Here is a 12664-nt window from a genome sequence, read left to right on the forward strand (position 1 = left end):
CGTATCACGACGCCGGGCCACTGGGGCCCGGCGTCACGGTTGGAGAAGGGGAGGGGTCAGTCGTACTCGGCGAGGCGCAGGCCGCTGTCGAGGCGGGCGAAGTCGAGCAGGATCTCGGCGGCCTCCACCACCTGAGCCCGATCGATCGGCTCCGCGTCGGGACCCGTCGCGGTGCCGGCGTCGGTACTCGCGTCGGGGTCGCCGTCGACCTCGTCCTGGGGCGCGTCGCGGGCGTCGATCCACTCCTCCAGGGGCTCCAGGCCCAGCGCCTCGCGGCGCTGGTTCTCCAGCGCCAGCTGCTCGGCCTCCTGGGCCTCCACTTCCCGGCGGCGCTGCTCGCGGTTGAGGCTGACGCTGGTGTGCTGCTCGCGCAGGCGCTCGGCCAGCTTGGCCTGGCGCTCCAGGTAGTGGAAGTTGGGGTGGTCCTCGGCGCGCCGACGGTGGCGCTCGCGCAGGGTCTCGAGATAGCGCTGCGGCTCGCCGTACTGACGGTACTGGACCTGGCGCACGGTGTCCCAGGCCAGGGCGTTGTCGAGGCTGCTCTCGCCGATGAGCTCGGGATCGATCAGGCTCGGGAAGCGGATGTCCGGGGTCACGCCGCGGTGCTGGGTGCTCTCGCCGGAGATGCGGTAGAACTTGGCGCGGGTCAGCTTGATCTGGCCGTGGCTCAGTTCGTCGAGGGTCTGCACGGTGCCCTTGCCGAAGGTGTCGTTGCCCACCACCAGGCCGCGGCCATAGTCCTGGACGGCGCCGGCGAAGATCTCCGAGGCCGAGGCCGAGAGCCGGTTGACCAGCACCACCAGGGGGCCGTCATAGAGGGTGCCGCTGTTGGTGTCGCCATACAGGCTGATGCGTCCCCGGGCGTCGCGCACCTGGACGGTGGGACCGCGGTCGATGAACAGGCCGATCAGCGAGTTGGCCTCCTGCAGGGCGCCGCCGCCGTTATCGCGCAGGTCGAGCACGATGCCCTCGACCCCCTCGGCCTTGAGGCGCTCGACCTCCCTGGCCACGTCCCGGGTGGTGCTGCGGTAGTCCTCCTCGCCGGCCTGCCAGGCATCGAAGTCGACATAGAAGGTCGGCACCTCGATCATGCCCAGCCGGTGCATCTCGCCGTCGCGTTCCACCTCGATGACCTCGCCCCGGGCGGCCTGATCCTCGAGGTTGACGGTGTCGCGGGTGATCTCGACTTCCTTGGAGCGCGTCATGTCCACGGCCTGGGCGGGCACCACGTCGAGGCGCACCACCGAGCCCTTGGGGCCGCGGATCATGTCGACCACGTCGTCCAGGCGCATGCCGACCACGTTGACGATCTCCTCGTCCTCCTGGCCGACGCCGACGATGCGGTCGGCGGGCTGGAGCACCCCGGCGCGTTCCGCCGGGCCGCCGGGCACCAGGCTGGCCACCTTGACGTACTCGCCGTCGGCCTGGAGCAGGGCGCCGATGCCCTCCAGGGACAGCCGCATCTGGATGTCGAAGGACTCGCTCTGGCGCGGCGACAGGTACTCGCTGTGGGGGTCGATGCTGCCGGTGACCGCGGCCATGAAGAGCCCGAAGACGTCCTCCTCGTTGGTCTGCCGCAGGCGGGACAGCTGGCCCTCGTAACGCTGGCGCAGGGTGTCCTCCACCTGCTCGGGGGACTGGTCGCTGATCGACAGGGTCAGGGCGGCGTTCTGCAGGCGCTTGGTCCACAGCGCGTCGAGGGCCGCCTCGCTGCCGGGCCAGGGCGTGTCCTCGCGGTCCAGGAGCATGCGCTGGTCGCCGTCGAAACCGAAGTCCAGGCCCTCGTCGAGGCGCGCCAGCAGCCAGCTCAGGCGGGCCTCGGCGCGTTCGTGATAGCGGCGGTAGAGGGCGAAGGGACGCGACAGGTCACCGTCCAGGACGGCGTCGTCCAGGGTGGTGGCCAGGTCGTCGAAGGCATCGACGTCGCGGCGCAGCAGGTAGGCGCGCTGGCCGTCGAGGATGTCCAGGTAGCGGTCGAAGGCCTGGCGCGACCACTCGTCGTCCAGGTTGACGTCCGCATAGTGGCCATAGCGGAGGGATTCGGCCACTTCCGCGGCCGCCTGGCGTTGGGCGTCGCTGGGGACGAGCTCCGCCAGGGCGGGACCGGCGACCAGCAGCAGGGCCAGGGCCGCCGCGCGCCCCAGGGTGACAAACAGGCTCATCGATGAAGCACTCCCGGATTCATGTACACTCTTCAGTCCAGACTGCGATTCGGCTCGCGAGTTGCATGGACCGAGGGGCTATTGTAGCAGCTCGCTCGAGATCCCAAGACCCCCGAATGTCCCGCGCTACAGAGGAATCCCATGCCCCAGGATGCCCGACTCGAGCGGCTGCTCGATTTCCTGCGCCGCTCTCCCACCCCCTGGCACGCCACCGCCAACATGGCCGAGCGTCTCGAGGAGGCCGGCTATCGGCGCCTCGAGGAGACCGAGGCCTGGCGCCTCTCGCCGGGCGACAGGGTCTACGTGACCCGCAACGACTCCTCGATCATCGCCCTGCAGCTGCCGAGCTCGCCGCTGGTGGCCCTGCGCATGATCGGTGCCCATACCGACAGCCCGGGCCTGCGCCTCAAGCCCAACGCCGCCCAGACCGCCGCCGGCTGGCTGCAGCTCGGCGTCGAGGTCTACGGCGGCGCCCTGCTGGCGCCCTGGTTCGACCGCGACCTGGGGCTCGCCGGGCGTGTCCAGGTGCGCCATCCGGACGGCCGGCTGGAAGGCCTGCCACTGACCGTCGACCGCCCGGTGGCGATCATCCCCAGCCTGGCGATCCACCTCGACCGCGAGGCCAACAACGGCCGGGCCATCAACGCCCAGACCGAGATGCCGCCGGTGCTGCTGCAGGGCGGCGGGCATACCGACGTCGAGCGGCTGCTGCGCGACTGGCTGGCCGAGCAGCACGGTGTCGAGGGGCTCGAGGTGCTCGACTTCGAACTGGCCCTCTACGACGTGCAGCCGCCGGCCCGGGTCGGCGTCGCGGGCGAGCTGATCGCCGGCGCGCGGCTCGACAACCTGCTGTCGTGCTTCATCGGCCTCGAGGCCCTCCTGGCATGCGATGGGACGCAAGGCGCCCTGCTGGTGGCCAACGATCACGAGGAGGTCGGCAGCGCCAGTGCCTGCGGCGCCCAGGGCCCCTTCCTGGGCGACGTGCTGCGGCGGGTCAACGCCCAGCTGGGGGAGGGCGGCGAGGAAGGGTGGATCCGCCTGATCCAGGCCTCGCGGATGATCTCCTGCGACAACGCCCATGCCCTGCACCCCAACTTCCAGGACAGGCACGATGCGGCCCACGGGCCGGCGCTCAATGCCGGGCCGGTGATCAAGGTCAACGCCAGCCAGCGCTACGCCACCAACAGTGCCACCGCGGCGCTGTTCCGGGAGCTGTGTCGCGAGGCCGAGGTGCCGGTGCAGACCTTCGTCACCCGGGCCGACATGGGCTGCGGCAGCACCATCGGGCCGATCACCGCCACCGAACTCGGCGTGCCGACGCTGGACGTGGGCGTGCCCCAGTGGGCCATGCACTCGATCCGCGAGACGGCGGGTAGCCAGGACGTGGCCCAGCTGACCCGGGTGCTCACCGCCTTCTTCGACCGCGCCGAGCTGCCCTGACGCTGGGCCACGGGCCACGGGCCACGGGCCACGGGCGACCAGCGGCAAGAGATCGGCTGGCCGCCCGCGCGCCCCGACCCCGAAGCCGCCCTCGAGCGTTCACCGAAGCCCGAAGCCGAACGAAAAAGCCCGCCTGGCGAACCAGGCGGGCTTTTCGGTATCTGGTGGCTACGCCCTGATTCGAACAGGGGACCCCATCATTATGAGTGATGTGCTCTAACCAGCTGAGCTACGTAGCCGTGCGACGGGGGCGAATACTACCCGGGTCGGACCGTGGCGTCAAGGCGCGTGGCCCTAGACGTTGAAGCGGAAGTGCACCACGTCGCCGTCCTTGAGCACGTAGTCCTTGCCTTCCAGGCGCCACTTGCCGGCGTCCTTGGCGCCCTGCTCGCCGCCCAGCGCCACGAAGTCCTCGTAGGCGATCACTTCGGCGCGGATGAAGCCCTTCTGGAAGTCGGTGTGGATCACGCCGGCGCCCTCGGGCGCCGTGGCGCCGATCTTGACGGTCCAGGCGCGGACTTCCTTCACCCCGGCGGTGAAGTAGGTCTGCAGGCCCAGCAGCTCGTAGCCGGCGCGGATCACCCGGTCCAGGCCGGGCTCTTGCATGCCCATCTCGTCGAGGAACATGGCGCGTTCCTCGTCGTCGAGCTCGGCGATCTCGGCCTCGATCTGGTTGCACACCGGCACCACCACGGCCTCCTCGGCGGCGGCGATCTCCCTGACCACCTCGAGGTAGGGGTTGTCCTCGAAGCCGTCCTCGTTGACGTTGGCGATGTACATGGTCGGCTTGAGGGTCAGGAAGCCGAAGCTCTTCAGCTGGCGCTTCTCGTCGTCGTCGAGGCCGAAGCTTCTCAGCGGCTGGCCCTCGGCCAGGTGGGGCTGGATGCGGTCGAGGATCGCCTTGGTGGCGATGGCCTCCTTGTCGCCGCCCTTGACGACGCGAACCAGGCGCTGGATGGCGCGCTCGACGGTGTCGAGGTCGGCCAGCGCCAGCTCCAGGTTGATGGTCTCGATATCGGCGCGCGGATCGATCTCGTTGGCCACGTGGATGACGTTGTCGTTGTCGAAGCAGCGCACCACATGGGCGATGGCCTGGGTCTCGCGGATATTGGCCAGGAACTGGTTGCCGAGCCCCTCGCCCTTGGAGGCGCCGGCCACCAGGCCGGCGATGTCGACGAACTCCATGGTGGTGGGCAGCACCTTCTGCGGCTTGACGATCTCGGCCAGCCGGTCGAGGCGCGGGTCCGGCATGGGGACGATGCCGACGTTGGGCTCGATGGTGCAGAAGGGGAAGTTCTCGGCGTCGATGCCCGACTTGGTCAGGGCATTGAAGAGGGTGGACTTGCCGACGTTGGGCAGGCCGACGATACCGCAGTTGAAACCCATGGGATCTTCCTGGAAAGCGAATTCATGAATGGCGACTGGCAGGCATTCTACCGCCGCCACGCCCGGGGAGCACGTGCCATGCGACGCGCCTCAGGGCTTGAAGCTGTGCAGCCGCTGCATGGCGCGCGGCCAGTCGCCGGCGACGGCCTGGGGCAGGGTGGCCAGGCACTCGTCGATGGCGGCGTCGATGGCGGCGCGCTCGGCCTTGCCGGGGCGGCCCAGCACATAGTTGGTCACCTGGTGGGCCTGGCCGGGGTGGCCGATGCCGATGCGCAGGCGGTGAAAGGACTTGTCGTTGCCCAGCGCGCGGATGATGTCGCGCAGGCCGTTGTGGCCGCCGTGCCCGCCGCCCTGCTTGTAACGGGCCGTGCCGGGGGGCATGTCCAGTTCGTCGTGGGCCACCAGCAGCTCGTCGGGGGCGAGCTTGAAGAACTTCATCAGCGCGGCCACGGCGCCGCCGCTGCGGTTCATGAAGGTGGTGGGTTCGAGCAGGTGCAGGTCCTGGCCGGCCACGTGGACGCGTGCGTAGCGCCCCAGGAACTTCCGGTCCGGGCGCAGCTCGCCGCCGGCGTCCCGGGCCAGGGCGTGGAGCAGCCAGGCGCCGGCGTTGTGACGGGTGGCGTCGTACTCGGCGCCGGGATTGCCCAGGCCGATGATCGCTTTCAACTGGCTCATGCCGGTGTCCTCGCGTGCGGCGTGATGGCAAAAAAAATCAAGCGCCGAGGCGCTTGATCCGTGAAGGCGGGACGGGCATGCCGAGGGATCGGCATGCCCGCCGGCAACGGCCGATTACTCGGTGTCGCCTTCGCCTTCGCCCTTGGCTTCCTCGCCCTTGGGCGCTTCGCCCTTGGCTTCCTCGCCGGCGGCCTCTTCGCCTTCTTCCTCAGCCTCGGCGCGGACCTTGGCCTTGGTGACGCTCACGATGGCGTTGTCGTGGTCCTCGCCGTGGGTCAGCGCGACCAGGGTCACGCCGGCCGGCACCGTGAGGTCGGACAGGTGCAGGGTGGTGCCCAGCTCGACGTTGCTGATGTCGATTTCCAGGTACTCCGGCAGGTCCTTCGGCAGGCAGCTGATCTCGACCTCGGAGGTCAGGACGTGCAGCTCGCCGTCCTGATCCTTGATGGCCTTGCTGGCATCCTCGCCGATCACGTGCAGCGGCACGTTCAGGGTCAGCTCGTGGGTGGCATCGACGCGCATGAAGTCGGCGTGGGACACCAGCGGCTTGTAGGGGTGACGCTGAAGGTCACGCACCACTACCTGCTGGGCCTTGCCGTCCACCGTCAGGTTGATCACGGAGGAGAAGAAGGCCTCGTCCTCGATCGCCTTGTAGAAGCTGGTCTTGTCGACGGCGATGGGCTGGGGGGCCTGCTCACCACCATAGATGATGGCCGGCACTTGCTCGTTCGCACGACGCAGGCGGCGGCTCGCACCTTTCCCCAGGTCGTTGCGAACGCTGGCGTTGAGTTTGAAATCGGACATGGTATTGCCTCTTGCTAGAAGTAAGGAAAGACGCCGGGGTCCGCGACCAGACCCTTCGAGCCTGCCCAAGATCTGCTGCGCGTCGGGCATACATCGTTGAAAGCGTGTTCAGACTGCTCATTTACAACACGTAAACTGCGCTTCTTCACACGATTCGCCTTGTCTGCCCCTCGCTCGCGAGATCTTGAACAACCTCTCGGCGCTTCCGGACGCCCCGAAGGGCACGTTCCGGCGCCACGTCCCGCTGAGTCGGTCTCAGTGGAACATGGCGCTGACGGATTCCTCGTTGCTGACCCGCCGGATCGCCTCGGCGATCAGCCCGGCCACGCTGAGCTGACGGATGCGTCCGCTGCGCCGAGCGGTCTCGGACAGCGGGATGGTGTCGGTGACCACCACCTCGTCGAGCACCGAGCCGGTGATGTTGTCGACGGCGGGGCCGGACAGGATCGGGTGGGTGGCATAGGCCACCACGCGGCGGGCGCCATGTTCCTTGAGCGCCTCGCCGGCCTTGCACAGGGTGCCGGCGGTATCGATCATGTCGTCCACCACCACGCAGGTGCGGTCCTGGATCTCGCCGATGATGTGCATCACCTGGGCCTGGTTGGCCTGGGGGCGGCGCTTGTCGATGATCGCCAGGTCGGCGTTGAGCTGCTTGGCGATGGCCCGGGCCCGCACCACGCCGCCGACGTCCGGGGAGACCACGACCAGGTCGTCGTAGTTCTGGCGTTCGATGTCGTCGAGCAGGATCGGCGAGCCGTAGACGTTGTCCACCGGCACGTCGAAGAAGCCCTGGATCTGATCGGCATGCAGATCCATGGTCATCACCCGGTCGACGCCGGCCTTGACCATCATGTCGGCGACGATCTTGGCGGAGATCGGCACCCGGGCGGAGCGCACGCGACGGTCCTGACGGGCGTAGCCGAAGTAGGGCACCACCGCCGTGACCCGGCTGGCGGAGGCCCGGCGCAGGGCGTCCACCATCAGGATCATTTCCAACAGGTTGTCGTTGGTCGGTGCACAGGTGGGTTGCAGGATGAACACATCCTTGCCGCGCACGTTCTCGTTGATCTCGACCGCGACTTCGCCGTCACTGAACTGGCCGACCGTGGCGTTGCCCAACCGGTTGTCCAGGCTCTCGGCCACTTTCTGGGCGAGTTCGGGATTGGCGTTCCCGGCGAAAACCATCAATTTTGACACGCGCAGCCACCTTTGCAGTGTTGGGTCTTCAGGAGTCGGATCGGTGCCGTTCCGGGGTGGAAATGGCTGGGGTAGCAGGATTCGAACCTGCGCATGGCGATACCAAAAACCGCTGCCTTACCGCTTGGCTATACCCCAGCAACCTTAACCATGCCGGATCGACCCAGGTGCCGCCGTGCCCAGGGGAAGGGGGCGGTCATCGATCCAGGGCATCGTGAAGAGGAGAACGGTTCAGGCCGTGCGCCTTGAAGGCGTGCCAGCCCGCCGGCATCTCGGCCAGCAGCGCATCGGCGTCGACCTCGCGATCCAGGCTGGCAAAGACACAGGCCCCGGTGCCCGTCAGCATCGACGGTGCCCGGTCTTGTAGCCAGTCGAGGACGCGGGCGACCTCGGGATACAGTGTCCGGACCGTGGGCTCGCAGTCGTTGCGCCAGCTCGCCGCTCCCCCCTGCAGTGCGCGCGCCATGGTAATCGGGGGGGTATCCCGTGTCAATTCCGGGGCCCGGAACACCGCCGGCGTGGCGACCGTGACGCCGGGATGGACGACCACGAACCAGGGCATGTCCAGCGTCACGGGGGTCAGCCGCTCGCCGACCCCTTCGGCCCAGGCGGCGTGACCGCGGACGAAGACCGGCACGTCGGCGCCGAGGGCCAGGCCCAGCTCGGCCAGGGTGTCGAGCGAGAGATCGAGCCCCCACAGCCGGTCCAGTCCCAGCAGGGTGGTGGCGGCATCGCTGCTGCCGCCGCCCAGCCCGCCGCCCAGCGGCAGGCGCTTGGTGAGGTGCAGGTCGGCGCCCTGGCGGGTGCCCGTGGCCTCCCGCAGCAGCCGGGCCGCCCGCACGATCAGGTTGTCGTCGGCGGTGACGCCGGCCAGCGCCGGGCTCAGGTGCAGGGTGTCGTCATCGCGGCGGCCAAGCGACAGGGTGTCGCCGTGGTCGAGGAACTGGAACAGCGTCTGCAACTCGTGGTAGCCATCGGCGCGGCGTCCGGTGATGTGCAGCAGGCGGTTGAGCTTGGCCGGGGCCGGCAGCACCAGGCGCGTGTCAGGCATCGCCGGGCTCCGGCTGCCAGCGGGTCACCACCAGGGTGACCCGGAGCTCGTCGTAGGTCATGGTCATGCGGCGCGGTAGCCACAGGTCCTCGGCCCGGGTCCAGTCCCGGTAGACGATGCTCCAGCCGTCCTGATGGAGCGCCTGGGGGAAGCCGCGGGCGTCGCGCTCCAGGCGGTGGGGACGTTGCGTGGCGGGGAGGCCGCGGATCCAGTCGGTCAGTGCCGAGACCGGCAGCGACCAGCCCAGCTGCTGTTGCATCAGGGCCTCGGGATTGTCGGCCTCGAAGCGGCCCTCACCGGTGGTCAGCGATACCCGGCCCTCGCGTCCCTCGAGCACGCTGCGCCCGCTGCCGAAGGGGCCGCTGAGCAGGATACGGTAATGATAGGGGGTCTGGCGCCAGTCCAGGTTGGCGCTGGTCGAGTCCTCGGGCGTGCGCAGCGCGGCCTTGCCGGTCAGTTGCCAGGCCTGGAGAGTCTCCAGACGTTCGCGCTGGTCCTCCCACTGGCCGGTGCTGCGTTCCATCTCCCCCGTGGGAGGGCGGGTGGCGCAGCCGGCCAGCAGGGCCAGGCCCAGGGCCAGCCATAACAGGTGTCTCGGTCGATGGCGTCGCATGGTCGATTCCCTTCGCGGATGATTCAGGGGGTGAGCGCGGGGAGGCGGTCGCGCAGGGCCTCGATGGCCGGGCGTGGATCGAAGCGGTCCCGCGCCGTCTCGAGCAGGTCCCGGGCACGCTCGCGCTCGCCCAGCTGCCAGAGCACCTCGATCAGGTGGGCGGCGACCTCCTGATCGGGCATGGCGGTCCAGGCGCGTTCCAGCCAGGGCAGGGCGGCCTCGGGATCCCCACGGCGATAATACACCCAGCCGAGGCTGTCGAGGATGGCCGGGTTGTCCGGCGCCAGCTCATGGGCGCGCTCGATGAGGCGCTGGGCCTCGTCCAGCCGACCGGCCAGGTTCATGTCGGCCAGGGTAAAGCCCAGGGCGTTGAGGGCATTGGCGTTATCGGGCTCCCGCTCGATGATGGCGCGCAGGTGGCTCTCCATGGCGGCGAGGTCGCCGTCCTCGTAGGCGCGCATGGCGCGCTGGTAGCGCAGCCGGGTGGCGTCCGGGTACTGGTCGATGCTGCGTACGAGCAGGGCATCGGCCTGGTCGCGGGCGCCGGCCTCGTCGAGCAGTTCCACCTCCAGCGCCACCAGCTCGGGAGCGACGGCCTCATGGCGCAGCCGCTCGATGCGCAGGAAGGTCCGGGCGTCGAGCAGGCGGTCGTGCTCCACCAGCATGCGCGCGGCCCGGGCCCGGGAGAGCAGGAAGCGTTCGCCCTCCGGGACCTGGCGATAATAGAGGAGGGCGTTGTCCACCTCGCCCTCCTCGTCGGCGATGCTGCCCAGCAGCAGGAAGGCCAGGGGCGGCGCGGCATCGTCGCCGATCAGCGGCAGCAGCAGGCGGCGCGCCGGTCGCGGATGCCCCTCCTCCAGGTAGAGCCGGGCCAGGGCCAGGCGCAGCTCCGGGGTGTCGCCGTGGTCCTCGAGCAGGGCGTCGGTGTTGGCCTCGGCGGCGGCGAGGTTGCCGAGCCGGATCTCCGCCTGGGCCGTCAGCAGCATCAGCCGCGGGTCGCCGGGGGCCAGCGTGAGCCCGCGCCGCGCGGCCGCCTTGGCCTGCTGTGGCGCCTCGCTGTCCAGGGCCACCACCGCACGGATGCGCCACAGCGCCGGCAGCTCCGGGGCGCGAGCCGCCAGCCGCTCCAGTCGCTGGCGTGCCGCCCGATACTCGCCCGCCGCCGCCTCGAGCAGGGCGGTGGCGAGTTCGGCATCCGGCGGGGCGGCGGTGGTATCGGCCAGGTGGCGCCTCAGGAGGGCCAGTAGCGGGAGCGGGTCGGTACCGGCCTCGAGGGCCCTCTCGGCGAAGTCCAGCAGTTCGCCCTCGCCGCCACGGTCGACCACGGCGAGCCGCTGGTCCAGCGCCGTGGTCCAGTCGCCACGCTGCATGGCGAGGCTGGCCAGCAGCCGGGCCGGGGCGCTGCTCTCGGGCGCCAGGGCCTGCCAGCGGCGGGCCGCCTCCTCGAGCAGCTGCGGGTCCTCGTCGAAGCGGGCGGCCAGGGCGGCGCGCTCGGCCAGGGCGACGCTCCCGTAGCGTTCGGCGGTCTCGAGGTAGCCGCGGGTGGCGCGACGATAGTCGCCACGCTGCCCGGCGAGTTCCGCCACCAGCAGCGAGGACAGCCCCTGGGCATCCAGGCCCTGGGTGATGGGCGGCGCCCCGACCATGGGATCCGCTGTCACCGGCTGGGGCGACAGGCTCTGGCAGCCGCCGAGCAACAGGCTCAGGCCGAGGGCGGCGAGCGGACGGCGTGCGAATGTCATGGGGGATCGGCGGGGCATGCGAGTCTCGAGGTGAAGGCCGAGACGCCAGCATAACGGCTTGGTTCCGTGGGGCAAAGGACAACGCCCTCGGCGGGGCGCCGCGCCGGGTCGGCCTGTGGTAGAATGTTGCGCCGTGGAGACGAGGCGGCTGTCCGCCCGGGACCTCTCCACCGCTATCCCGAAGATGCCGGACCACTACCCGAAGACGCCGACACGCATGACGCTGCTTGCCCTGGGAATCAACCACCGGACCGCGACCGTCGAGGTGCGCGAACAGGTTGCCTTCACGCCGACCCAGCTGGAGTCGGCGCTGGCCGAGCTGCGCGTCCTGCCCGGGGTGCAGGAGGCCGCCGTGCTCTCCACCTGCAATCGCACGGAGTTGTATTGCGTCACCGGCGAGGCCGGCGAGCGGGCGATCCTCGAGTGGCTGGGCCGGTTCCATGGCCTCGAGGTCGAGGCACTGACGAGCTGTGCCTACCACTTCCTGGATAACGAGGCCGCCCGCCACCTGATGCGAGTGGCCGTGGGCCTGGATTCCATGGTGCTGGGCGAGCCGCAGATCCTTGGTCAGCTCAAGGATGCCTATCAGGTGGCGCGGCGCGCCAGGGGGATGGGCGGCGAGCTGGAGTGCCTCTTCCAGCAGACCTTCGCCGTGGCCAAGCAGGTCCGCACCGAGACCGGCATCGGGCGCAACCCCGTCTCGGTGGCCTACGCCGCGGTCAGCCTGGCCAGCCGGATCTTCGACGACTTCTCGCGCTCCCGGGCGCTGTTGATCGGCGCCGGCGAGACCATCGAGCTGGTCGCACGCCATCTCCACGAGGCCGGGGTGAAGCAACTGACGGTGGCCAACCGCACCCGGGAACGCGCCGAGCAGCTGGCCGGCCCCCTGGGCGGTGGGGCCATCACCCTGGACGAGATCCCCGAGGCGCTGGTCCAGGCCGACATCGTCATCGCCTCCACCGCGGCGCCCTTGCCGATCCTCGGCAAGGGCATGGTGGAGCGGGCCCTCAAGCGCCGGCGCCACCGCCCGGTGTTCATGGTCGATATCGCCGTGCCCCGGGACATCGAGCCCGAGGTAGGCGAGCTCTCCGATGTCTTCCTCTATACCGTCGATGACCTCGAGGAGGTCATCGAGGAGAACCGTCGCCACCGCCAGGTCGCCGCGGACCACGCCGAGTCGCTGATCGAGCATGGCGTCGGCCGTTGGCTGTACGAGCGCCGCCTGCGCAGTGGCGGCGAGCTGATCCGCGACGTCCGTGCCCGGGGCGAGACGCTGCGCGACCAGGCCCGCGATCAGGCGCTGGCACGCCTGGCCCGGGGCGAGGATCCCGCCGGGGTGGTGGAACGCCTGGCCCACCAGTTGACCAACCGGCTGCTGCACCGGCCGACGGTGGCACTGCGCGAGGCCGCCAGCGACGAGCGCCAGGAGCTGTTGGACGCCGCCGCCGAGCTGTTGCTGGATGACGCCGCCAAGACGTCCCGCTAGGGACCCGACGATGAAGGCATTCCTGCGTCAGCGTGGCGACGCGCGTGCCGATGGCTCCCGTGCTCCCGCCGGGCGTGCCTTTCGATTCCGATACTTGCCGATAGGACT

Annotated in this window: 10 protein-coding genes and 2 tRNA genes; 2 read left to right on the forward strand and 10 right to left on the reverse strand. The window is 69.8% G+C overall.

What is annotated here, in order from left to right:
• Window positions 1-56: 56 nt before the first annotated feature.
• Window positions 57-2162, reverse strand: a complete 2106-nt coding sequence (locus tag QWY76_RS06085) for a carboxy terminal-processing peptidase (protein ID WP_290310217.1) — start codon at window positions 2160-2162, stop codon at window positions 57-59.
• Window positions 2163-2303: 141 nt separating this feature from the next.
• Between QWY76_RS06085 and QWY76_RS06090 the strand changes: the two genes are divergently transcribed.
• A complete protein-coding gene (locus QWY76_RS06090) occupies window positions 2304-3602 on the forward strand; it encodes a M18 family aminopeptidase (RefSeq protein WP_290310218.1) in 1299 nt (432 codons plus the stop codon).
• Between the two features lie 162 nt (window positions 3603-3764).
• Here the strand turns inward: QWY76_RS06090 and QWY76_RS06095 are convergent.
• The 9 genes from QWY76_RS06095 to QWY76_RS06135 all read right to left on the reverse strand — a co-directional run bounded on the left by QWY76_RS06095 (window position 3765) and on the right by QWY76_RS06135 (window position 11070).
• Window positions 3765-3841: transfer RNA gene (locus QWY76_RS06095), tRNA-Met, on the reverse strand.
• 55 nt (window positions 3842-3896) lie between these two features.
• Entirely contained in the window at window positions 3897-4988 is a 1092-nt protein-coding gene (ychF, locus tag QWY76_RS06100; RefSeq protein WP_290310219.1) for a redox-regulated ATPase YchF, read from the reverse strand.
• A gap of 90 nt (window positions 4989-5078) precedes the next feature.
• Entirely contained in the window at window positions 5079-5663 is a 585-nt protein-coding gene (pth, locus tag QWY76_RS06105; RefSeq protein WP_290310220.1) for an aminoacyl-tRNA hydrolase, read from the reverse strand.
• A gap of 114 nt (window positions 5664-5777) precedes the next feature.
• Window positions 5778-6467, reverse strand: a complete 690-nt coding sequence (locus QWY76_RS06110; protein ID WP_290310221.1) for a 50S ribosomal protein L25/general stress protein Ctc — start codon at window positions 6465-6467, stop codon at window positions 5778-5780.
• A 255-nt stretch (window positions 6468-6722) separates the two neighbouring features.
• Window positions 6723-7664, reverse strand: a complete 942-nt coding sequence (locus QWY76_RS06115) for a ribose-phosphate pyrophosphokinase (protein WP_290310222.1) — start codon at window positions 7662-7664, stop codon at window positions 6723-6725.
• 63 nt (window positions 7665-7727) lie between these two features.
• Window positions 7728-7802 (reverse strand) — tRNA-Gln (locus QWY76_RS06120).
• A gap of 58 nt (window positions 7803-7860) precedes the next feature.
• Window positions 7861-8715 carry a 4-(cytidine 5'-diphospho)-2-C-methyl-D-erythritol kinase gene (ispE, locus tag QWY76_RS06125; protein ID WP_290310223.1) on the reverse strand — a complete coding sequence of 285 codons (855 nt, stop codon included), beginning with the start codon at window positions 8713-8715 and terminating at the stop codon, window positions 7861-7863.
• Window positions 8708-9328, reverse strand: a complete 621-nt coding sequence (gene lolB / locus QWY76_RS06130) for a lipoprotein insertase outer membrane protein LolB (RefSeq protein ID WP_290310224.1) — start codon at window positions 9326-9328, stop codon at window positions 8708-8710. The genes ispE and lolB overlap by 8 nt, the downstream gene beginning before the upstream one ends.
• A 23-nt stretch (window positions 9329-9351) precedes the next feature.
• Complete coding sequence (locus QWY76_RS06135) at window positions 9352-11070, reverse strand: tetratricopeptide repeat protein (RefSeq protein ID WP_290310225.1); 1719 nt, start codon at window positions 11068-11070, stop codon at window positions 9352-9354.
• A 217-nt stretch (window positions 11071-11287) separates the two neighbouring features.
• Between QWY76_RS06135 and hemA the strand changes: the two genes are divergently transcribed.
• A complete protein-coding gene (hemA, locus tag QWY76_RS06140; RefSeq protein WP_290310226.1) occupies window positions 11288-12556 on the forward strand; it encodes a glutamyl-tRNA reductase in 1269 nt (422 codons plus the stop codon).
• Window positions 12557-12664: the final 108 nt, after the last annotated feature.

The organism is Halomonas maura, assembly GCF_030409305.1.
Lineage (GTDB): Bacteria > Pseudomonadota > Gammaproteobacteria > Pseudomonadales > Halomonadaceae > Halomonas > Halomonas maura.